The 21539-nt window shown below is 69.4% G+C and carries 23 protein-coding genes and 4 pseudogenes; 16 read left to right on the top strand and 11 right to left on the bottom strand.

Annotated features, from left to right (window positions below):
* Positions 1-109: 109 nt before the first annotated feature.
* Positions 110-1308: pseudogene (gene tyrS / locus ACIP79_RS38685) on the bottom strand (tyrosine--tRNA ligase).
* A 63-nt stretch (positions 1309-1371) separates the two neighbouring features.
* Between tyrS and ACIP79_RS38680 the strand changes: the two are divergent.
* On the top strand, positions 1372-2241 hold the full coding sequence (locus ACIP79_RS38680; protein ID WP_401231665.1) for an IS5 family transposase: 870 nt from the start codon (positions 1372-1374) through the stop codon (positions 2239-2241).
* An 18-nt stretch (positions 2242-2259) separates the two neighbouring features.
* Here ACIP79_RS38680 and ACIP79_RS38675 read toward each other — a convergent pair whose 3' ends face one another.
* Entirely contained in the window at positions 2260-2691 is a 432-nt protein-coding gene (locus ACIP79_RS38675; protein ID WP_401231663.1) for a hypothetical protein, read from the bottom strand.
* 151 nt (positions 2692-2842) lie between these two features.
* Positions 2843-3138: pseudogene (locus tag ACIP79_RS38670) on the bottom strand (transposase); the annotation flags it as partial.
* 109 nt (positions 3139-3247) lie between these two features.
* Here ACIP79_RS38670 and ACIP79_RS38665 point away from each other — a divergent pair.
* Entirely contained in the window at positions 3248-4237 is a 990-nt protein-coding gene (locus ACIP79_RS38665) for a helix-turn-helix domain-containing protein (RefSeq protein WP_401231661.1), read from the top strand.
* Between the two features lie 102 nt (positions 4238-4339).
* Here ACIP79_RS38665 and ACIP79_RS38660 read toward each other — a convergent pair whose 3' ends face one another.
* The 4 genes from ACIP79_RS38660 to ACIP79_RS38645 all read right to left on the bottom strand — a co-directional run bounded on the left by ACIP79_RS38660 (position 4340) and on the right by ACIP79_RS38645 (position 8068).
* A complete protein-coding gene (locus ACIP79_RS38660) occupies positions 4340-5230 on the bottom strand; it encodes an alpha/beta hydrolase (protein ID WP_401231658.1) in 891 nt (296 codons plus the stop codon).
* Positions 5231-5257: 27 nt separating this feature from the next.
* Complete coding sequence (locus ACIP79_RS38655; protein WP_401231655.1) at positions 5258-6106, bottom strand: alpha/beta fold hydrolase; 849 nt, start codon at positions 6104-6106, stop codon at positions 5258-5260.
* A 225-nt stretch (positions 6107-6331) separates the two neighbouring features.
* Positions 6332-6874, bottom strand: coding sequence for a hypothetical protein (locus ACIP79_RS38650; RefSeq protein WP_401231653.1), 543 nt, complete (start codon positions 6872-6874; stop codon positions 6332-6334).
* A gap of 225 nt (positions 6875-7099) precedes the next feature.
* Positions 7100-8068 carry an alpha/beta hydrolase gene (locus ACIP79_RS38645; protein ID WP_401231650.1) on the bottom strand — a complete coding sequence of 323 codons (969 nt, stop codon included), beginning with the start codon at positions 8066-8068 and terminating at the stop codon, positions 7100-7102.
* A 201-nt stretch (positions 8069-8269) separates the two neighbouring features.
* On the opposite strand from ACIP79_RS38645, the gene ACIP79_RS38640 reads away from it, so the two are divergent.
* Together ACIP79_RS38640 and ACIP79_RS38635 are read left to right on the top strand one after the other, a co-directional pair.
* Positions 8270-9283, top strand: coding sequence for an AraC family transcriptional regulator (locus tag ACIP79_RS38640; protein WP_401231647.1), 1014 nt, complete (start codon positions 8270-8272; stop codon positions 9281-9283).
* Positions 9284-9493: 210 nt separating this feature from the next.
* Positions 9494-9820: pseudogene (locus tag ACIP79_RS38635) on the top strand (transposase); the annotation flags it as partial.
* A gap of 76 nt (positions 9821-9896) precedes the next feature.
* On the opposite strand, the gene ACIP79_RS38630 reads toward ACIP79_RS38635, so the two are convergent.
* A complete protein-coding gene (locus ACIP79_RS38630) occupies positions 9897-10205 on the bottom strand; it encodes a hypothetical protein (protein ID WP_401231645.1) in 309 nt (102 codons plus the stop codon).
* Positions 10206-10508: 303 nt separating this feature from the next.
* Positions 10509-10679: a hypothetical protein gene (locus ACIP79_RS38625; protein WP_401231642.1), complete on the bottom strand. Its 171-nt coding sequence runs from the start codon at positions 10677-10679 to the stop codon at positions 10509-10511.
* Here ACIP79_RS38625 and ACIP79_RS38620 point away from each other — a divergent pair.
* Positions 10657-10912, top strand: a pseudogene (locus tag ACIP79_RS38620) (IS5/IS1182 family transposase); the annotation flags it as partial. The gene ACIP79_RS38625 and the pseudogene ACIP79_RS38620 overlap by 23 nt on opposite strands.
* Before the next feature lie 45 nt (positions 10913-10957).
* On the opposite strand, the gene ACIP79_RS38615 reads toward ACIP79_RS38620, so the two are convergent.
* A complete protein-coding gene (locus tag ACIP79_RS38615; RefSeq protein WP_401231640.1) occupies positions 10958-11932 on the bottom strand; it encodes a GlxA family transcriptional regulator in 975 nt (324 codons plus the stop codon).
* 135 nt (positions 11933-12067) lie between these two features.
* On the opposite strand from ACIP79_RS38615, the gene ACIP79_RS38610 reads away from it, so the two are divergent.
* The 5 genes from ACIP79_RS38610 to ACIP79_RS38590 all read left to right on the top strand — a co-directional run bounded on the left by ACIP79_RS38610 (position 12068) and on the right by ACIP79_RS38590 (position 15574).
* Positions 12068-12706: an HD domain-containing protein gene (locus ACIP79_RS38610; protein WP_401231637.1), complete on the top strand. Its 639-nt coding sequence runs from the start codon at positions 12068-12070 to the stop codon at positions 12704-12706.
* Between the two features lie 85 nt (positions 12707-12791).
* Complete coding sequence (locus tag ACIP79_RS38605; protein WP_401231634.1) at positions 12792-13712, top strand: NADP-dependent oxidoreductase; 921 nt, start codon at positions 12792-12794, stop codon at positions 13710-13712.
* Between the two features lie 708 nt (positions 13713-14420).
* Positions 14421-14684 (top strand): hypothetical protein, encoded by a 264-nt coding sequence (locus tag ACIP79_RS38600; RefSeq protein WP_401231632.1) that lies wholly within the window; start codon positions 14421-14423, stop codon positions 14682-14684.
* The gene (locus tag ACIP79_RS38595) at positions 14681-15046 is read left to right on the top strand and encodes a hypothetical protein (RefSeq protein WP_401231629.1); all 366 of its coding nucleotides are present in this window, start codon (positions 14681-14683) and stop codon (positions 15044-15046) included. Before ACIP79_RS38600 ends, ACIP79_RS38595 begins: the two co-directional genes overlap by 4 nt.
* A 255-nt stretch (positions 15047-15301) precedes the next feature.
* Complete coding sequence (locus tag ACIP79_RS38590) at positions 15302-15574, top strand: hypothetical protein (RefSeq protein ID WP_401231627.1); 273 nt, start codon at positions 15302-15304, stop codon at positions 15572-15574.
* Positions 15575-15800: 226 nt separating this feature from the next.
* Here ACIP79_RS38590 and ACIP79_RS38585 read toward each other — a convergent pair whose 3' ends face one another.
* Positions 15801-16484, bottom strand: coding sequence for a TetR/AcrR family transcriptional regulator (locus tag ACIP79_RS38585; RefSeq protein WP_401231624.1), 684 nt, complete (start codon positions 16482-16484; stop codon positions 15801-15803).
* A gap of 100 nt (positions 16485-16584) precedes the next feature.
* On the opposite strand from ACIP79_RS38585, the gene ACIP79_RS38580 reads away from it, so the two are divergent.
* The 6 genes from ACIP79_RS38580 to ACIP79_RS38555 all read left to right on the top strand — a co-directional run bounded on the left by ACIP79_RS38580 (position 16585) and on the right by ACIP79_RS38555 (position 21469).
* Complete coding sequence (locus ACIP79_RS38580) at positions 16585-17523, top strand: NADP-dependent oxidoreductase (protein WP_401231621.1); 939 nt, start codon at positions 16585-16587, stop codon at positions 17521-17523.
* 49 nt (positions 17524-17572) lie between these two features.
* A complete protein-coding gene (locus ACIP79_RS38575) occupies positions 17573-18253 on the top strand; it encodes an SDR family NAD(P)-dependent oxidoreductase (protein WP_401231617.1) in 681 nt (226 codons plus the stop codon).
* Between the two features lie 89 nt (positions 18254-18342).
* A complete protein-coding gene (locus ACIP79_RS38570; protein WP_401231614.1) occupies positions 18343-18714 on the top strand; it encodes a DoxX family protein in 372 nt (123 codons plus the stop codon).
* 186 nt (positions 18715-18900) lie between these two features.
* On the top strand, positions 18901-19689 hold the full coding sequence (locus ACIP79_RS38565; RefSeq protein WP_401231611.1) for a VOC family protein: 789 nt from the start codon (positions 18901-18903) through the stop codon (positions 19687-19689).
* Between the two features lie 27 nt (positions 19690-19716).
* Entirely contained in the window at positions 19717-20355 is a 639-nt protein-coding gene (locus ACIP79_RS38560; RefSeq protein WP_401231608.1) for an NAD(P)-dependent oxidoreductase, read from the top strand.
* Positions 20356-20419: 64 nt separating this feature from the next.
* Positions 20420-21469 carry an LLM class flavin-dependent oxidoreductase gene (locus tag ACIP79_RS38555; RefSeq protein ID WP_401231606.1) on the top strand — a complete coding sequence of 350 codons (1050 nt, stop codon included), beginning with the start codon at positions 20420-20422 and terminating at the stop codon, positions 21467-21469.
* Positions 21470-21539 lie beyond the last annotated feature (70 nt).

The raw sequence follows: 21539 nt of genomic DNA, 5'->3' as shown, positions 1-21539 counted from the left end.
GGCCACCCCGTGCCAACGGCCTCAACCCACACCCCCCCCTCATGCTGTTCCGCCCCCCGCGGGGCGCGACGCCCAATTGTCTTGGGCCCCCCCGCGCCCCTACGGCGTTCTACGCGCCAGTGACCTCGACCGCGGCCAGGGTCTTCTTCCCGCGCCGCAGCACCAGACACCGCCCTTGCAGCAGTTCGTCCTTTGAGGCGACCGCGTCCTCGGCGGTGACCTTCACGTTGTTCACGAGTGCCCTGCCCTCCTTCACCGTCCGCCGCGCGGCAGACTTGCTGGCCACGAGCCCGACCTCGGCGAACAGATCCACCACCGGACCCAGCTCGCCCTGCCCGAACAGCGCACGGCTCGCGGCGATCACGGCGGCCGTCTGGTCGGCGCCGTGGACCAGGGTCGTCAGCTCCTCGGCGAGCGCCCGCTGCGCGGCCCGGGTCTGCGGCCGCTCCTCGGTCTGCTGCTCCAACGCCTCCAGCTGCTCGCAGTACTTGAGGGACAGGAGGCTCAGGTACGTCGAGACGTCGCGGTCGTCCACGTTCAGCCAGAACTGGTAGAGCGCGTACGGCGTCGTCATCTCCGGGTCGAGCCAGACGGCGCCGCCCTCGGTCTTGCCGAACTTGGTGCCGTCCGCCTTGACCATCAGCGGCGTCGCCAGACAGTGCACCGAGGCCTCGGGCTCCAGCCGGTGGATCAGGTCGAGCCCCGCCGTGAGATTGCCCCACTGGTCACTGCCACCCTGCTGGAGCGTGCAGCCGTACCGCCGGTACAGCTCCAGGAAGTCCATGCCCTGGAGCAGCTGGTAACTGAACTCCGTGTAGCTGATGCCCTCTTCGGACTGCAGCCGCCTGGCGACCGAGTCCTTGGTCAGCATCTTGTTGACGCGGAAGTGCTTGCCGATGTCCCGCAGAAACTCGATGGCCGACATGCCGGCCGCCCTGTCCAGGTTGTTCACCATCACCGCGGCGTTCTCGCCCTCGAAGGACAGAACGGCTCGATCTGCCCGCGCAGGCGGTTCACCTAGTTCGCGACCGTCTCCGGGTCGTTCAGCGTGTGCTCGGCCGTCGGGCGCACGTCGCCGATCTGGCCCGTGGCGCCGCCGACCAGCGCCAGCGGGCGCAGGCCCGCCTGCTGGAGGCGGCGCATGGTGAGGACCTGCACCAGGTGGCCGACGTGCAGGCTGGCCGCGGTCGGGTCGAAACCGCAATAGAACGTGACGGGACCGTCCGCGAGCGCCTTGCGCAAAGCGTCCTCGTCAGTGGACAGGGCGAACAGCCCACGCCACTTCAGCTCGTCGACGATGTCCGTCACGGTTCTCGTATCTCCTAGGCCGTGTATCAAAAGTGGATCTTGAGCTGTGAATGATCACTGCTCATGGGTCGGGGTGATCTCACGGACGAGCAGTGGGCGGTGTTGGAGCCGTTGCTGCCGAAGGGAATGAAGGCGGGGCGGCCACCTGTCTGGTCCCGGCGGCAGTTGATCGACGGCATACGTTTTCGAGTCCGGACAGGTGTTCCATGGCGGGACGTCCCCGTCGATTACGGCCCGTGGGGGCGGGTCTACGACCTCTTCCGCCGGTGGCAGCGGAACGGAACCGGGCACCGGGTCCTCATCCAACTCCAGTCCCTGGCCGACGCGAAGGGTGCGATCACGTGGGACCTGAGCGTCGACTCCACGGTGTGCCGCGCCCATCAGCATGCGGCCGGGGCTCGAAAGCAGGGCGACCTGCAGAAGGGACCGCCGGGCGGGGTCTTCACCGAGCCCCATGATCACGGACTGGGGCGCTCACGCGGCGGGTTCACCACCAAGCTGCACCTGGCCGTCGAGCAGGGCCAAAAGCCCATGTCGATCGTGATCACGGCCGGGCAGCGAGGGGACTCGCCGCAGTTCGAACCGGTACTGGAGAAAGTCCGCGTGCCCCGCATCGGGCCGGGCCGGCCACGTGTCCGTCCCCATCGGGTGCGTGTCGACAAGGCCTACGCCTCCCGCAGAAACCGTGCTTACCTGCGCCGCCGCGGGACCCGCTGCACGATCCCGGACAAGGCTGACCAGGCCCGCAACCGCCAGAAGCTCGGCTCCAGCGGCGGCCGATCGCCGCATTTCGACCCGGCCGACTACCGCGAGCGTCACGCAGTCGAGTGCGGGATCAATCGCCTCAAGAGGCACCGTGCCGTCGGCACGCGATACGACAAGCTGGCGGTCCGTCACGAGGCGACCGTCCTGATCGCTGCCATCAACGAGTAGCTGTGATCAGGACGGTCGCTAGAGCTCGTAGTCCTGGGCCAGTTCCTCCCAGCGAATGCTGCGCAGCACAGGGTCTGCGTCCTTGCCCGATGGGACATCCAAGCCGGTCTGGAACCAGATAACGGTGAGAGCGGAACGGTGCAGCACCGGGTCGAGTTCAGGGGCGACCGCTGTCGAGCGGAAGGCGCCGATGCAGGCCACGGAAGGCAGCACCTCAACGGGGCCGAAGGCGCCAGCAGTCTGGTCCGGGTACTCGCGGGATGGGTGAACCAGATGGACCGGCGTGGAGGGAAACCCACGCTCAGCCTGCCGCTGGAGGCCCCTGACCTTCATGTCGTTGATGGGCTTGCACGGGTAGCCCTCCAGCATCCCTCCATAGGTCGAAGACATTCGTAGCTCGGTGAGCTCGATCGAACGTCCGGACGCGAGGGCTATGTGACTCAGCGACATGCCGACACCTTATGTGCAAGATCCACTTTCGATACACGCCCTAGAGCGATCTTGTCGGCGGTCGAGCGACAGCCGACCACGAGGTGATACGCCCTGACTGACAGAGCTCATATTGAAGTCCGGCACCCGCAGCGCGGGCGCCGCGGCCCCCACCTCGGATGGGCGGGATGCCGTCGAGCAGGGGCAGGGGCAGGGGCAGGATCTGGGTGACATCGTGCCGGTTGGCGCCAGTGAGCGTGACGCGAGCGGGGTTCCATGCCGGTCGACGATCAACTGGTGCTTGGAGCCGGGGCGGGCGCGGTCGACAGTCGAGGGACCGACATGGTCCACCCCTTTGAGTGCCCGGAGACGGGAGTCATCCAAGGCACAGTCGTCCAGGTCCAACGAGTCCGCGCGACGATGTTCCGTCAGCAAGGCGGCGTGCAGGCGCGGCCAGACGCTGCGGTCGCACTCACGCCGAGACGATCAAGGCCGTACCTTGTTCCCGGAGTCGCCACCCGTTTCACTGTGCTTAGGCGCCAGCCTTCCGGGAGGCGCCGGGGGGAGGGGACCGCAGATGTTGATCGACAGCATGGCCATGGCACCTGGCGAGCGGGTGGAGGCTATTCGCGAGGTGATCTGGAGCAGCGTGGTACGAGTGGAGATCACCCACCAGTCCGACCCGCGGCTCATCCGTACTGCGGGGGTGATCAGCCGTGTCGGACCGTTGACCGTCTGCTCGGTACGCGCCAACGCCACCGCCGTTCGACGTACTCCCGCCCTTACCCGGGACGACATGGAACCAAGCGTTTTCGTCGGGTTGCAGGTCACCGGCAGCAGCGTGGTCGTGCAGGACGGCAGGGAGGCTGTGCTGCGGCCCGGCGACCTAGCGCTGTACGACACCACCCGCCCCTACACGCTGCTGAACAGGAACGGGATCCACCAGCACTACTTCCGCATCCCACGCTCCGAACTCTCCCTCCCCTCAAAGCTGCTGGACCTGGCCACCGCAGTGCCGTTCAGTCGCCGGGACCCGCTGACCGATCTCACCGCCGCCTGCCTGCGGCGGATCGCGCGCCAGCAGGCCCGGCCCGCAGTGTCTCCCGCGCATGACTTCCAGGCAGCGGGCAGGCCGTGCATCGAACTGCTCCGTGCGCTCATCGCGGCCCGGCTCGGCGACCACCGCACAGTGTGCCAAGCTGCGGACGAGACCATGCATCTGCAAGTCATGGACTACGTCAGAGCACACCTCGGTGATCACGACCTGACGCCGGCAGGTGTCGCGGCCTACCACCACGTCTCGCTCCGGCAGCTTTACAAGATCCTGTCCCGACACGGTGTCCACCTGGGCGAGTGGGTTCGCTCGCAGCGCCTCGAACGCTGCCGTGCGGAACTGGCGGACCCTAGGGCAGAGCACCGCTCGATCGCGGCGGTGGCGTACCGGTGGGGCTTCCCGAACGCCGCCCATTTCAGCCGCGCCTTCAAACGCGCATTCGGAATCACCCCCAGCGACTGGCGGGCGCTGCACGCTGGCAGCGGTGGAAGTCCGCGCGCTCTCAACCCGTGACTTGGGGTGGCCGCAGGGATCACGGAGGTCGCGGCTCGCGGCCCTCTGCGGTGGCGGTCGGCCGGGTGGCGGCCCGGCGTGGTCCGGCTGCGATCTTGGGTGTCAGGTGGTGGGATCGACGAAGCGACGGATGAAGGTGAGCGCAGTATCGGCGACCTCGTGCCAGCCGCTGTCGATGGTCAGGGAGTGGCCCCGGCCGGGGATTTCGGTGATCTCGGTGACAGCGTGCTCGTTCTGCGTTTGCTTCTTGTAGGCGGCGTTGGCGATCGCCCAGGGCACGGTGTTGTCCTTCTGGCCCGAGATGATCAGCAGGGGTCCACGGCTGGCCGTGTGGGTGTCGACCTTCGCCTCGGTCCAGGGGTTGAGGTTGGCTGCTGCGGCTTGGAAGAGCGGCTCGCCGGGGGCGGCTACCGCGAAGGTACCGTACAACTGCTGAGCCTCCTCTTCGCTGACGGCGTTGGCGAAGGCGAAGCGGAACTGGTCGAAGGTCAGCGGCACCGCCCGGTGGTAGTTGGCCGGGTTTCCGAGCACCGCGCTCGCGGCGCGCAGGGAGGACAGCGGCAGGGGGAGCACGCCCCGGAAGGGTGCCGGGTCGATGGCCACCGATGCCTGGGACAGGCCGCGTCCGGCGGCGATCTGCGTGATCAGGCCGCCGAAGGAGTGGCCGATCACCACCGGCTTGCGGTTCAGACGGCCGATGAGGTCGCAGAAGTGGTCGGCCACCTGCCCGACGCTCTTGCCCGCGAAGACCTCGGGGTGCTCGTGCGCCTCTTCGACGGTGTTCGGATCGTCGGGCCAGCCCGGCAGGACCGGGGCGAAGCCGGCCTGCTCGAAGACGGTGGCCCAGCGGTTCCAGCTGGCGGGCAGCAGCCACAGGCCGTGGATGAAGACGACGGGGATGCGGCCGGTGGCGTTGGCGGTCTCGACCTGGGCGAGGTCACGCCCGTAGGACGCGGTGAATTCGGGGGATGCGGTGGATTCGGGGAACGGCACGGGAAGCTCCTCGGGAGTGGCAGGGGGTCAGGGGCGGATGGTGCGGGCGGCGGCGCGGATCAGGGTGGTGACGGCGTCGGGCATGCTGTACATCGGCAGGTGGGAGGTGGGCACCTCAATGGTCCGGGAGCGGGCCCGGGCGGCCTGGAACCGCTGGAGGGTGGGGACGATGCCCCGGTCCTGGGCGGAGATCAGGTTCCACGACGGCAGGGTGCGCCAGGCACCGGCGCTGACCCGATCGGTGAACGCAGTGGCGCTGAGGGGGCGCTGCCCGGCGGCCAGCACCCGGGTGGTGTGACGGGGAACGTCCTGGGCGAAGACGTCGTGGTAGCGGTCGGGGTGGATGTACAGGTCGGTGGCGGTGGTGTCGTCAGCCCCGGGGACGGGGACGGGGATGAGCGCGGCGTCGAGCTGGGAGCCGGGGAACCGGGCGGCGAGTTCACCGAGGACCTCTCCGGTGTCGGGGACGAACGCGGAGACGTAGACGAGGGCCTTGACGTTGGGCGCGCCGGCGGCGGCCTGGGTGATGACGGCGCCGCCGTAGGAGTGGCCGACCAGGACGACGGGTCCGGTGATCGCGGCTAACCGGGCCGCGACCTGGGCGGCGTCGTGGGCTAGGCCGCGCAGAGGGTTGGCCGCGCCGATCACCGTGTAGCCCTGGTCCTGGAGCCGAGCGGTCACGGGGTTCCAGCTGGCGGTGTCGGCGAACGCGCCGTGGACCAGGACCACGGTCGCCTTTCCGGTCCCATCGGCCTCGACACCGGGCCCGCCGGCCGCCGAGGCCGACGGGGCCATGGTGGCCGAGGCGACGGTGAGGGCGGCGGCACCGACGGCGCCCTTCAGAGTGTGGCGTCGGCTCAGCGGACGGCCGGTCATCAGCAGAATCCTTTCGGGTACGGGGACATGGGAAGCCTCGGATGGTGCGCGGGCGGGGGGTTACGGGGACCTCGGCGGTGCCTGGGGTGCGCTGGCCGGCCCCAGGTGCGGGTGACGCCGCTGACCGGCATCGTGGACATGGCAGTCTCGCTCTCGCTGGTCTCACATCAAGGGGACGCGGGCACAGACACGGCCGCGTGCTGCTCGGTCGGCCCGGTGACGGGCTCAGAGAGTGCGGCGGACGCCCGCGTGGCGTTCGAGGTTGCGCAACTGGACCGCCAGGTCGCCGTCGACAGCTTGGCGAGCGGGGCCGTTGCGACCGAGCGGCAGCACCTCCTGGCCGCGCATGTCCTCCAGCACCAGCGCGAAGGCGGCGTACGTCGCGACCACGGCCAGCAGCAGGCCGAGCGCACCGGAGAAATCGAGGAGCCAGTGCACGCCGGTCAGGTTGGCGGCCGCCGCCACGGAGAAACGCGGCACGGCGGTGCACAGCACCAGCCACAGCGCACGCTTGGGCTTGGCGACGCTCGCCATCATCAGGGCGAGCAGGGCGAAGCAGAGGTTCAGCACGCCCAGCACCCGGGCGCCGCCCGCCGGAGCGGTGACCAGGACCAGCGAACTGGCCAGCCACATCCCAGAAAAGCACGCCATCAGGGTCGCCGCCGGGACATCCCGAACGCCAAACGCCAGGAACCCGACCGAGAGCTGCAGGAAGAACGCGGGAAGGATGGTGAGAGCGACGGCGCGCTCGGCACCGTCCTCGAACAAGCCGAGCTGAGGCAGCCGACGATGGTCGACGCGATGGTCACGGTGTAGAAGCCGAGCGGCATCGGCGAGGCGATGGGCCGCAGGGTGATGCGGGTCAAACAGCGCAAATCAGGCTCATAATGGCGGCCTCCGGCAGGCCGGACCGAGGCCGCGGATTCCTCTGGGGTGCTGCCACTGATGGAATTTCCTCGGGCTTGGCACGGGCGCGGCCAGCGGCCGGGGGTGTCAGCGGGCGGTTAGGGCCTTGCGCAGCGTGGCGATGGCCAACGCGATGGCCACCTCCGCGCCCTGGGTGCCACGCAACGCGTTCAGCAGGACGAAGTCGTGGATGACGCCCTGAACGCGGACGGCAGTCACCTCGACACCGGCCTGCCGCAGCTTGGCGGCGTACGCCTCGCCCTCGTCGCGCAGCACATCCGCCTCCGCGGTGATCACCAGCGCCGGCGGCAGGCCGGTGAGCTGCTCAACGGTGGCCCGCAGCGGGGAGGCGGTGATCTCGGCGCGCTCGTCGTCCTCGGTGGTGTACTGGTCCCAGAACCACTGCATGCCATCGCGCCGCAGGAAGTAGCCCTCGGCGAACTGCCGGTAGGAACCCGTATCGAAGCTGGCGTCGGTCACCGGGTAGAACAACACCTGGTGGGCGAGCGACAGGCCGCCGCGCTCCTTGGCGAGCAGGGTCAGCACTGCGCTCATGTTGCCGCCGACCGAGTCGCCGGCCACCGCGACCCTGCCGGCGTCCAGCCCGTGCGCGCCACCGTCGGTGACGACCCAGCGGGCCACCGCCCAGACCTGCTCGACGGCGACCGGGTAGCGGTGCTCCGGGGAAAGGTCGTACTCGGGAAAGACCACCGCGGCACCGGTTCCGACAACCAGTTCACGCACCAGCCGGTCGTGGGAGTGGGCGCTGCCGAAGACCCAGCCTGCGCCGTGCACGAAGACGATCACCGGCAGGTCACCCTGCGCGCCAACGGGCCGCACGATCCTGGTGCGCACCTCGCCAGTCGGGCCGCCCTCGACGGTCACCCACTTTTCGTCGACCGCGGGCAGCTCGACATCGCCGGACTGCACCTCCTCGACGGCCTTACGGCCCTCGGTCGGCGCCAGATCGAACAGGAACGGCGGCGTTCCGGTCGCCTCGGCGAAGGCGGCGGCCTGCGGCTCCAGAACCGGCGCCACAAAAGTGTAGTCAGTCACAGATCGGACCTCTCTGCGGATCGAGGGTGCACGCCGCACGGATCAGGCGGCGCACACCGAAGCTAGAGGCCAGGCGAGAGGCCCGGTTGCCTGTACGTGCTGGCCTGCTGCCTCTCGGCGCAGAGCTCCACAGGCGTGCGGGCACGACAGGAACAGACCCGTGCACGGGAAAGCAATCGGATGCCCGGTGCCACGGGGAGGATGAGCGCGCCGCACCCGAAGACCGCACTGAAGGGCTGGTTCGTGCTGCTGCTGGACCTGGAGGACCTCGCGCCACGCGACAAGGCGGACGCGTTCCACCATGCGATGACGGACAACTCTGTGCCGAACGAGATCGTCCATGAGGAATGCGACACGGGCATCAGCGCCCGCATCAAAGGCTGGCGAGTGGGCGGCCTGGACCTCTTCGACATGCGAAGCTCCGGGCTCCAGGTCCGCCGCACGGCTAAGCACGTGCGCCAGCACCGGGACCGCCCCGTAGTGTCGGTCTCGCTCCAGACCCAAGGCATCCACCGCGCCGAACACGCGGGCACCCGGTACACCCTCGGGCCGCAGGACATCTGCGTCTTTCACGAACTCACGCCACGCACCTACGGCTGGTCCGGATACGGCGCCTCACAGGCACTCACCATCGACATGGAGCATCTCGGCCTGCCGGTCGAGACCGTGATCCGGGCCTCCGTACAGCTTCGCGCCAGCCCCGTGCACGACCTGCTGCTGGGGCACTTGCGGTCACTGTTCCGGGACCCGGGCCGTCTCGAAGCGGACCCCGGGGCCGGCGCCCTCGCCAGCGCCACCACCGACCTCGTACGAGCCCTGCTGACCTCGGCGGCATACGACGAGCGAGACCGACAGGTCAGAGAGGCCATGGGCACCTCCCTGGCGACCCAGATCACGGCCTACGCACGGCGCCACCTCACCGACCCCGATCTTGGGCCGGAACGCATCGCCGCGGAGCACGCCATCTCCAAACGACAGCTCTACGTGGTGCTGGCACGGGCGGGCATCCAGCTCGAACAGTGGCTCATCGCCGAGCGACTGGAGGCGGCATGCCAGCTCCTGTCCTCACCCCGTCACGCCGCACTACCCGTCTCCTCCGTCGCAGCCCGGTGCGGCTTCACCAGCCCCAGCCACTTCACCCGGCGCTTCCGCACCGCTTACGGAACCACCCCGAGTGAGTGGCGTCGCCACCGAACCCGTCCTACCGACTGCTGACCGTTTCGCGGTGAGTTCGGCTGCGGACCCCGTCCTTCCCCATCTTGGCGACAGGGCGTCCGGGTGCGTGCTCATCCCGTTCCTGACGGCCAGTAGGGGCGGCTGACCACGCTGCTCCCACCCGCTCCCAAACGCCGTCATTGGAATCCCGGGCGGCTTCGCCTTGCGGACCAGGCGACGCTGACATTCTGAAACGACCAGTTATGCACCGGATGCCACCTGCGCAAGCGGTGCACCAAAGCCAAGGCCGGACGCATCCTGACCATCAGACCCCACCACAACCTCCAGACAGCCGCCCGCCATCAGGCCGCCACCGACCCCGGCTGGCAGGCCGACTACCGCCGCTGGCGGCCCCCCGCCGAACGCGCCGTCGCCTGGCTCGTCCACCACGGCAACCGGCGCCTGCGCTACCGCGGCACCATCAAGAACGACACCTGGCTCCACACCAGAGCCGCCGCCCTCAACCTCCGCCGACTGATCAACCTCGGACTCACCCACACCAGCGGCACCTGGCACATCGCACCAGCTGGTACATGACCGGAGGGGCTGTCCAGCCTGACGGCCGGACAGCCCCTCACCAAGATGTTCATCGGCCTTCTAGCTGCCCGCCCATTCACGGACCGTGGAGTTCAGTCTCCCAAGCCTGGAACGGCGGCTCGACCTCGTAAGTTTGGTCGCAAAAGCGGCGAATCCACTGTGCGGCACGGTACTGCGCGTGCCCGTCGTTCAGCACCTCGCCGTCCGCGTCGACTTCCAGCACATTGCCATATATCGCGAAGACCTGCTCCAACGACGAACCGAACTGGAAGAGAGCCGGTCGGTAGTCAAAACCGTCGAGCAGGTCGACGTCGATGGTGCCGTTGGCCAAGTAGAAGGCGAAGAACCTAAGCGAAGCACGCACGTCGACAGGAAGATGTCCCACCGGCACATCATGCCTGGTGTACACGCTGCCCGGGTGCGCTCTGTTGGCGACAGTGCCTAGTTCCGGGCCAGTGCCTGTCTGGGATCCCTAGTCGTCGCCTTTGAGGAGCGGGGTGCGTACGGTTTCTGGCCTCTGCCTCACGTTCTAGGTAGATTTGGTCTGCTGTCACACATACCCAATGCTTCGGCACGTCACTGTGGGCAGAGAGCATGGCTGATCGGGACTGGGCTCGCTGCGGCGTGCGTCGGCCGCACCTCGGCGCGAACCCGACGGGTAGAAGCGCTGCTACTGCGGGTGTCTTCGTCAACCCGCCCTGCGGGCCCCCACAGTGAGACGGAAAGTGTCGATCGCGGCGCACACCTGCGCAGCCTGCTCCCACTCACTGTGGTGGTCACCGTTGTAGAGGTGGAAGCGCCCGGAGACGAGCGCGCCCGCCACCTGAGCGACGTCGTCGGGTGTGCGCAGACGCGGCATCCGCGCAGTGATCCCGGAACGGGCCGACCAGCAGGCCAACCGGCGGCAGCGCAGACAGGCGGGCGGCAGACCACCGGCCTTCGACGCGAGGCATACAAGCAGCGCAACACCGTCGAGCGGTGCATCAACCGCCTGAAGCAGTGGCGCGGCCCGCTACCCGATACGACAAGACCGCGACCATCTACCTCGCCGGACTTCACATCGCGGGCATCTTCCTCTGGTCCGCCCGCTGAGCCAAACGAAATTGCCTAGCCCGGGCGTTGCCCCACTTTGCCGCGCTATTTGGCCTGCTCGCGGCGGGCGGTGGCGAATCGGCGCTGGTAGGCCGCGGGGCTGATGGACAGCTCCCGGGTGAAGACGCGGCGCAGGCTCTCGTAGCTCGGGAAGCCGGCCATGGCTGCCGCCCGGGTGGCGGTGTGCCCCTGGTGGAGAAACGACTTCGCGATGTCGAAGCGGATGGACTCGATGTAGCGGGCCGGTGTGGTGTCCAGTTCATCCCGGAACAGCCTGGTGAGGTGGCGGGTACTGACGTTGAGCCGTCCGGCGAGGGCGGCGAGGGAGTAGTCGCCGGCGGGATCCGCGGTGACCAGGTCGACGACTCTGCGCAGGGCGGGTGACCGGGGCGGTGAGCCTTGCAGGGGTGCGGAGAACTGTGACTGGCCGCCCGCGCGCTGGAGATAGACGACCAGGGAACGGGCCACCTCCCGGCTGACGTCGGGGCCGTGGTCCTCCTCGACGAGCGCGAGGGCGAGGTCGATGCCTGCGGTGACGCCCGCCGAGGTGTACAGCGTGCCGTCGCGCACATAGATGGCGTCCGGCTCGACGCGGGTTTTGGGGTGCCGGTCGGCGAGTTCGCCGGCGATCTTCCAGTGGGTGGTGGCCCGCCTGCCGTCCAGCAGCCCTGTCGCTCCGAGGACGAACGCACCCGAGCACACGGAGGCGACCCGGCCGGCACGGGCCGCCAGGCTGCTCGTCGCTTCAGCCAGGTCGCGGGTGACCGGCGTCCTGGGATAGATGGCCCCACCCGGCACCAGGAGCGTGTCGGGGGCCGTCTGCGTGGCGGCGCTGCCGTCGACGGCGATGCGCATGCCGACCGACGAGGTGATGTCGGCACCCGTCGTCGACAGCAGGGTGATCCGGTAGTCGGCGCCCAGCAAATTCGCCTCCCCGAAAACCTCGGCCGGGCCGACGACGTCCAGCAGCTTGACCCCGTCGTAGACCAGGATCGCCACGCGGTGCGGCGTGGAGCTCACGGGCTCACCCTGGGATGACCGGATTCGAGTGGGTCATGGCCGGACCGAGGCGGCGCCGCGGGCGGCATCGTCGGCACTGTGGAGAACGGGCGCACAGTCCACTCGTCGTACATCGCATCGGAAAGCGCGGACTTCATGACCGACATCATCGCAGGGGTGGAAGTACCCGGGACCTCGGCCGTCGCAGAGGCCACGGAGTTTCTGCGGGAGAGGACCAATCCTCTGATCTTCCACCACTCGCGGCGGGTGTTTCTCTTCGCCTCCCTCCACGCGCGTGCCAGGGCCCTGCGGCCCGATCCCGAGCTGCTCTACGTCTCGGCGATGTTCCACGACGTGGGCCTTCTGATCCCGTTCCGCGACGCGCAGCAGCGATTCGAGCTGGACGGCGCCGACCACGCGCGGACGTTCCTGCTGGACCGCGGGTTCTCGACGGGCGCCGCCGAGGTGGTCTGGCGGGCGATCGCTCTGCACACGACGCCTGGGATTCCGGGCCGGATGGAACCCGAGGTCGCTGCCACGAACTACGGCGTCCTGACCGACGCGATCGGCTGGGGGCTGGAAGAGCTGGAATGGGACCGGACGGACGAGATCGTCACGGCGCATCCGCGAGGCGATTTCAAGAAGGAATTCCTGCAGGCATTCGTCGACGGTCTCAAAGACCGCCCGGACACCACCTACGGAACCGTCAACGCGGACGTCCTGGAACACTTCGTTCCCGGTTATCGCCGCACGTCCATGGTGGAGCGCGTCCTCGAAGCTTCCTGGCCGCGCTGACCAGGAAAGCAAGGGAGCGGCCGCACACCGACATCGGCCGACGTCCCGAATTCATCGCCCAACCTGCACCGAGAAAGGAACACCCGTGCGAGCCATTACTGTCCGGGACCGCGAGGCCGGAGTCACGGGGCTGACCCTCGAAGAGCTTCCCCCTCCCCATGCCGCCGAGAACGACGTCATCCTGCGCGTGCACGCCGCAGGCTTCACCCGGGGCGAGCTCGACTGGCCCGCGACCTGGACCGACCGCGCCGGCCGCGACCGCACCCCGAGCGTGCCCGGCCACGAGGTCTCGGGGGTGGTGACGGAACTCGGGTACGGAACGACCGGCCTCACCATCGGGCAGCGCGTCTTCGGACTGGCCGACTGGACCCGCGACGGCTCGCTCGCCGAGTACGTCGCCGTGGAAGCCCGCAACCTCGCCCCGCTCCCCGCCGACATCGACCACACGGTGGCCGCAGCCCTGCCGATCTCCGGACTGACCGCCTGGCAGGGCCTGTTCGACCACGGCCGCCTCATCACCGGCCAGACCGTCCTGATCCACGGTGCCGCCGGCGGCGTCGGCTCGATCGCCGTCCAGCTCGCGCACGAGGTGGGCGCCCGCGTGGTCGGCACGGGACGGGCCGCCGACCGGGACACGGTCCTCGAACTGGGCGCGCACACGTTCCTGGACCTGGAAGCCGACAAGTGGGAGGAGGCGGGCCAGGTCGACGTCGTGTTCGACGTCGTCGGCGGCGACGTCCTCGACCGCTCGGCCGCCCTCGTACGACCCGGTGGCACCGTCGTCAGCATCGCCCACCAGCCCACCGTGCGCCCCGCCGACGGTCGAGCCGTCTTCTTCGTGGTCGAACCCGACCGCGCCCGCCTCGCCGACCTGACCCAGCGCGTGCGGGACAGCCGGCTGCGGGTACGCGTCGGCGCAGTACGCCCACTGACCGAGGCCCCCGACGCCTTCGCCTCACGCGAGCGTGTCCCCGGCCGCACGATCATTCGCGTGGCGGAGGACTGAGACCGGCAGGGCGGGCAGACCGAGCAGCCCCGGCCGCTCGGCCCGCCCGCCGTCGTCTGCCGCCTTTCACGACCCGGCAATCGTGTGCGGCTGCCCGGGCGGTACCGGGAGCTTCTGAACCATCGCGAGGGGGACGGGCTCGGGTAGGAGACCGTGAAGGTGTGGCGGCCGGTGCTGAGGTCCCAGAGCCGGGCGTTGCCTTCGTGCCTGCGCGGGAAAGGTATGGACGGGTGCGCACACAGGGCGGCGGTCGTCGCAGATCCTCCAGTTGCTTGCGCTGGGTGAAGTCGATCAGTTCGAGCTTCTCCGCCGGGTCGAGCAGTGCCTTCTCCAGGGCGAGCATGATCGGAGTCGCTTCGGACTCTGCACTGCCCTGCGCACGCTCGACATCGGCGACAAGTCCTTGGCGTGGTTCTCGCCCTCTCGTGGAGGATCTGGGCCTTGGCGATGAGGTCGGCGCGACACCCGTCCTCAGGACGATCGCGCCGCGGGCCGAGCCGGAGGCGTAGCAGCGGTGCGCCTCGCTGACCGGGGGACGCAGGTCCGGATTGAACATGCGGTTCACGCGTTCTTCCAGGTCAATCATTTTGCCCCTCCCGGCGCGCCCGTCCCGCTTGCCCCCGGAATGATCCCACCTTCCACTCCGGGTCCCAGACCGGCCTCTGCTTTTGCTATGTGCTGGTACCGGCACATAGCTACAGTGCGGGTATGGGAAAGCAGACGAACATCCGCCTGGACGACGCCGTCAAAGCCGCCGCCGAGGACCGGGCCAAGCGTCGGGGCCTGAGCTTGCAGGGGTACGTGGCTGATCTGATCGAGGCCGACGTGAACCAGTCCCGCGCGGCCTTCATGGCCGGCGCCTCATCATTCCTGGCCGCGTACACGGACGTGTTCGACGCGGAAGTCGGCGAGGATCGGTACCCCGGCCTCCCCGACACCCCGGCGGAGACGACACCGAGGGACGCCGCGTGAACCTCCGCATCGACATCGCGTGGATCCTGGCAGTGGCGCAGCAGATTCCGGGAGATCCCCAGGTCGTCGACTACGGCGTCCCGGTCGCCGCGGAAGCACGTCACCGGGCGGAGATCCTTGATCGCGAGGTCTACCCCGAGCCCCATCACAAGGCCGCGGCGCTCCTGTGCGAGCTGGCGAGAAACCCAAGCCTGGAGATGCGGAACCTGCTGTTCGCGGCCACGGTGACCGCAGCCTACCTGTCGGCGTGCGGGATGCCGGTGAGCCCTGGCCTGGACACCGTTCTCCCCTTGGCCCGCGCGGCCCGGGACGGGCTCCCGGTGCGGGAGGTCGCCGCTCAGATCAAGACCTGGACGAGCTGATCGAGCAGGCTCTTCCCGCGATCCGTGCCGGGTCTGGCCAGGCAGCCGCCGTCCTCCTGGCCGGTGCACGTGGGGACGCGGGGCCTGCCGAGGGTGGAGGCGGGTCCGTGGCGGGGTGGCGCGGAGGTTGGTCCTGCCGGCGGACGAAGGTGCGGGCCTCGCCCTCGCCGATGCCCACCAGCGCGCTCGTATCACTTTGCAGGGAGGCACCGCATGAGCCCCGCACCCGATGAACGGGCTCGCATCCGCGCAGCTATGGACCGCATTCTCGAGGGAACCGCACAGCGCTCGAACGGCGCGCTGACGATCGTCGCTCTGTCCCAAAAAGCCGGCGTACCGCGCAATGCGCTCACCCAACGGCACCCGGACCTCAAGAACGCCTTCTACGCCCAGGTCAGGGAGCGCGGACAGATCCCGGACTCCGAGCGCCGCCTGCGCCGGCAGATCGTCAAACTGAAGGAACTCCGCGCCAAGGACGTGAGCTCGCCCAGCTGCGGACCGACGTCGAACACCTCGTACGCGCCGTGAGCCAACTGACCGTGGAGAGCCGGCATCTGCGCGCAGCGCTGTCGCAGCCAGGTTCCGCGGTCAGGGCGCTACCGACGCTGCCATTCGACAAGCCGCCGGCGGGAAGCTCGGAGCGCTGAGACTTCCTGTCAGGTCTGTGTCTTCAGGTTGAAACTGCCTCGGCGTGAGGCGCCGACCAGACCACGTCGATGGTGCCGAGCTGATGCACCGGGCGGCCAGCGGTGAATCAGCTGGGGCGGGTAATGCGGACCATGGCTCGATAGAGGGCGGTGGGGGCCGGAGGGGCGGGCATCGGAGGCAGGGGTGCGTCAGGAGTGGCGAATGAGCGGAGCATGTGGGCCACCATGCGGCGCCAGGTGTCGGGGGCGGCGTCGCCGGTGGCGTTGACGACGCCGGCGTTGGCCATGAGCAGGATGGGAAGGTCCCGGTCGTCGAAGTCCTCCCGCAGGTATCCGGTGGCCCGTGCACGGGCGATCAGTTCGACGAAAGCGTGGTACGCCTCGGCGCGGCGCCCTTCCAGGGCTTTGGCGGCGGGGAAGGTCATGGTGAGGACGTCGGCGAAGCCGCGGTCGGCGGCCTGCATGGCGCAGACGGCGGTGATGTAGCCGGTGAAGCCGTGCCAGGGGTCAGGGTCGGCGAGCGCTTCGGTGACGGCGTCGGCGTAGGCGTCCATGCGGTCGGCGAAGACGGCGTTGATCAGCTCGTCGCGGCTGGCAAAGCGGCGCGAGAGGGTGGCTTTGCCGACGCCGGCCTCGCGGGCGACTGAGGCCATGGAGACGCCGAGCCCTTCGGTGGCGAACAGGTGCCGGGCGGCGGCAAGGATGCGGTCGCGGTTGCGTTCGGCGTCGGCGCGCAGGGCCGTTTCAGGTGTGCGGCCAGGGGTTTCGTCGGTGGCTGGGGCGTCGGTCATCCCTCCACCATATCGAAGTGGAACAACCTTCCCGGTTGTGTTGTTACGCTGGGCAGTGTGAAACGGGAAGGCCGTTCCACATTTATGGAAGGTGTATGTCATGCGTGCTGTCGCACTGAACGAGGTCCCCGCCGCCCCGGCCGTGACCGATGTCGAGACCCCCCGCCCGGACGCCGGTGAGCTGCTGGTGAAGGTGGCCGTCTCCTCGGTGAACGGGTTCGACGCCGCGACGGCGGCCGGTTACCTGCAGGGGATGATGGAGCACCGCTTCCCGCTGGTGGTCGGCAAGGACTTCGCGGGCACCGTCGAGGCGCTCGGTGAGGGTGTGGAGGGCTTCGCCGTCGGCGACGAGGTCTTCGGCGTGGTCATGAAGCCGTTCCTGGGCACCGGGTCGCTCGCCCAGTACGTCACCGTGCCCGCCGGCTACGGCGTCACCCACGTGCCCGCGGGCCTGGACATCAAGGACGCGGGCGCGCTGGGTCTGGCCGGCGCCGCCGCCTTCGACAGCCTGACCGCAGTGAGCGATGCCAAGGACGAGACGGTGCTGGTCTCCGGCGCCACCGGCGGGGTCGGCGCGCTCGCCGTACAGCTGGCCGCCGCCTCGGGGGCGCGCGTGATCGCCACCGCCCGCCCCGGTGCGGAGGCCGACTTCGTCACCTCCCTGACCGACGCCGACGTGGCGGTCGTGGACTTCACCGGTGATCTGGAGGCGCAGGTCCGCGCGCTCGCGCCTGAAGGCGTGGACGCGGCGCTGCACCTGGCCGGTGATGGGGTGCAGCTCGCCGGGCTGCTCAAGCCGGGCGGCCGGATCGCTTCCACCGTGGGCCTGACCCAGGAGGCCGTCACCGGAGGGGACGTGAGCGTCCACGGGGTCATGGCCGACGCCAACGCCCAGACCCTGACCACGCTGGGAGAGAAGGCCGCTTCCGGTGCGCTGCGCGTCCCGGTCACCGCCACCTACCCGCTTGAGCAGGCCGCGGACGCGTTCGCCGCGTTCGGCGCAGGCACGCTCGGCAAGATCGCCGTCACCTGCTCCTGACCCCACCCCGTTCCCAGCCGCGCTTCCGCACCACGGAAAGAGACGACTCGTGCCCACCATCGCCATCATCGGAGCCGGCCCCGGAATGGGTTTGGCCATCGCCCGTACCTTCGGAAGCCGCGGCTTCGACGTCGCGCTGATCTCCCGCACCCAGGACAAGCTCGACGCCCTGGCCAAGCAGCTCGGGGGCGAGGGCATCACCGCGCAGGGCTTCGCCGCCGACGTCATGGACCGGCCGTCCCTGACGGCCGCACTTGAGGCCGCCAAGGCCCGCTTCGGTTCGATCGACGTCCTGGAGTACTCCCCGGCCCCGCACACCCCGAGCCCCGGCATCACCACCGCCGCTCCCTCCGAGACGACCGTGGAGAACCTGCAGCCGCAGATCGAGTACAACCTCTACGGCGCCGTCGAAGCCGCCCGCACCGTGCTGCCCGCGATGCGCGAGGCCGGCGCGGGCACGCTGCTGTTCACCACCGGCGGCGGCTCCGTCGACCCCATCCCGATGCTCGGCAACGTCAACGCCGCCGCAGCCGCCCTGCGCAACTGGGTCATCAACCTGAACAAGGAACTGACCGGCAGCGGCGTGTACGCCGGCCACGTCGCGATCGGCGTGTGGATCGGCGATGGCGGCCCCGAGGGCATCCCCACCGCCGCGCCCGAACAGATCGCCCCTCTGTACTGGGAGCTGCACGAGGCCCGCGACCGCGCCGAGGCCGTCTTCACCGGCTGACCCAGCGCCGTCTTCCGGGAGGGCCGTGCGCGGCCCTCCCGGCCCTCCATCCTCTCCACTTGTTTTGCACCCTTTAAGGACCTCGTGCTGTGAACGTCTTCCTGTGGATCGTGCAGGCCGTCCTCGCGCTCATGTTCGCGATGGCCGGTGTCATGAAGTCCACCCAGCCCAAGGCCGAGCTCGTCGAGAAGCTTCCCTGGGTCAGTGACTACTCGGCCGGCACCGTCCGCTTCATCGGCATCGTGGAGTTCGCCGCCGCGCTCGGGCTGATCCTGCCCGCCGCCACCGGCATCGCCCCGGTGTTGACCCCGCTCGCCGCGACCGGCCTGGCCGTCGTCATGGTCCTGGCCATGGTCGTCCACGCCCGCCGCAAGGAGCCGCAGGCGGTCGGCTTCAACGCCGTCCTTCTGATCCTGGCCGTCCTGGTGGCCTGGGGGCGCTTCGGCCCCTACAGCTTCTGACCTCCCGTCCCGCACCCCTCTCTCCCTACCTCCGCATACCGCCAAAGGAGACAGCACGTGAAGATCCACGCTCTGGGCTACGTCGGATTCGAATCCCCTCGCCACGAGAAGTGGCTGACCTTCGGTCCCGAGGTTCTGGGCCTTTAGATAGGCGAGCGCGGTGATGACGGCACCGTGCACCTGCGGATGGACGACCGTCACCGCCGCCTGTCCATCCACCCGGGGGAGGAAGAGCGCCTGGCGTACGTCGGCTGGGAGCTGGCGGGCAAGGCCGCCTTCACCGAAGCCGTCGCGGAACTGGAAGCCAAGGGCTACGCACCCCGCCCGGGATCGGCCAAGGAGTGCGCCGAGCGCCAGGTGCAAGGGCTCGCCCGCTTCGAGGACCCGTACGGGTTCCCGCACGAGATCTTCTACGCCCCCGTCTTCACCGCGGGCTCGTTCCTGCCGGGCAAGCCGATGACCGGCACCTTCGTCGGCGGCGTGGACGGGGTCGGGCACGTCGTGTTCGTCGTCCCCGAGATCACGCCCGAACTGGAGACCTTCACCACCGACGTACTCGGCCTGGAACTGTTCGGCGGCTGGACGGCCACCACCCCCGACGGCCGCGTAACGGGCCCCCAGTTCTACCGCTGCAACCCGCGCACCCACTGCCTGGGCTACGTCGGCGTGCCCGGCATGAGGGGCGTGCAGCACATCGCGATCGAGTCCACCCGTCTGGACGACGTCGGCCGCGCCTGGGACCTGGTGCAGGAACGCGACGATATCCCCGTCACCGTCCCCCTGGGCCGGCACATGTCCGACACCCTCATCTCCTTCTACATGCGCTCACCCACCGGCTTCGACATCGAGTTCGGCGCCGGCGGCGAACTCCTCCCCGACGACTTCGTCCAGACCAGCCCCTCCACCTCCGAGGCGTGGGGCCACAAGTTCGTCGCCGAGGGCTGGGCCCCCACCGTCCGCCCCCTCACCTCCTGACCGCCTCCACCCGGAAAGCGACCTCTCATGCGTGTCACCGTCTTCGGCGCCACCGGCGGCATCGGCCGCCACGTCGTCCAGCAGCTCCTGGACGCCGGCCACCACGTCACCGCCCTCGTGCGCAGCCCCGACAAGCTCCCTCTCACCCACCCCGACCTCACCCTCATCACCGGGCAGCTCTCCGACCGCACCGCGCTCACCGAAGCGGTCACCGGTGCGGACGCGGTCATCAGCGCGCTCGGCCCCTCACTCAAGCGGTCCGCGGCCGGCACCCAGCTCGCCGACGGCACCCGCAACCTCGTCACCGTCATGGACGAACAGAAGGTGACCCGGTTCATGGGCCTGGCCACCCCCTCGCTCGCCGACCCGCGCGACAAGCCGCACTGGAAGCACAAGGTGCTGCCCGTCATGGCCAAGGCGATGTTCCCCAACGCCCTGCGGGAACTGGAGGGCATGACCCAGGCCGTCACCGGCTCCGACCTCGACTACACCATCGGCCGCATCTCCAACCCCACCAATAAGCCCGCCACCGGCCGCATCCGATCCGGGTTCCTCGGCCACGACAAGGTCGGCTCCGCGATGACCCGCGCGGACATCGCCGCCTTCCTCGTCTCCCAGCTCACCGACACCCGCTATCAGCGGGCCATGCCCGCCATCAGCAACTGACCCCGATCCCCCCTCGTGGTGCCCGACACCGGGCACCACACCCCCCTCACATTGGGAGCGCGCCGTGGAACTCGGCATCCTGTCCCTGTCCGACCTGCAGACCGACCCCGCAACCGGCCGCCCCCACGACCCCGCCCGCCGCACCCGCGAGATCGTCTCCTACGCCATCGCCGCCGACCAGGCCGGCCTCGACGTCTTCGGACTCGGCGAACACCACAGCCCCGACTTCTCCGTCGCCAACCCCGCCGTCCCCCTGGCCGCCATAGCCCAGGCCACCACCCACATCCGCCTCACCAGCGCCGTATCCGTCCTGTCCACCCTCGACCCCGTCCGCCTCCACCAGGACTTCGCCTCCCTGGACCACCTCAGCCAGGGCCGCGCCGAGATCATCGCCGGACGCAGCGCCTTCCTCGAAGCCTTCACCCTCTTCGGCATCGACCCCGCCCACTACGACGACGTCTTCACCGAGAAACTCGACCTGCTCCTCGCCATCCGCGCAGACGACCCCGTCACCTGGTCCGGCCGCCACCGCCCCGCACTCGACGACCTGCCCGTCCCGCCCCGCCCGCAGCAGGACACGCTGCCGCTCTGGCTCGGCGTCGGCGGCACCCCCTCCAGCGCCGAACGAGCCGCACGCCTCGGCCTGCCCATGGTCCTCGGACTCATCGGCGGCGACATCCGCCGAGCCCGCCCCCTCACCGAGCACTACCGCGCCGCCGGCCGGGCCGCCGGACACACCCCCGACGCGCTCCGCCTCGGCGTCACCAGCCACTTCTACGTCGGCAAGACCTCCCAGGCTGCCCGCAAGGACCTCTACCCGTACTACCGCGAGTACCTGCGGCCCAAAACCCCGGGTGGCCGGGGCTGGCTCATCGACTCCGACCAGTTCGAAGCCGTCGCCGGCCCTCTGGGCGCGCTGATGACCGGCAGCCCACAGGAAGTCATCGACAAGATCCTCACCGAACGCGAACTCCTCGGCACCGACCGGTTTATGGGACAGATCGACTTCGGCGGAATGCCCCACGGGATGGTCAACGACTCCGTCGAACTCCTCGCCACCGAAGTCGCCCCCGCCATCCGCAAGGAGACCGCGACCAACATCGCGACCGCCTGAGCATGCCACCCACAACTCCAGCAGATCAGCGGGCAAGGTACGACGCCCCTCGAGCACAAACTCCGCGGAC

The sequence above is a fragment of the Streptomyces sp. NPDC088747 genome (assembly GCF_044751025.1).
Taxonomy (GTDB): domain Bacteria; phylum Actinomycetota; class Actinomycetes; order Streptomycetales; family Streptomycetaceae; genus Streptomyces.
This window is presented reverse-complemented; position numbering and strand designations above follow the sequence as displayed.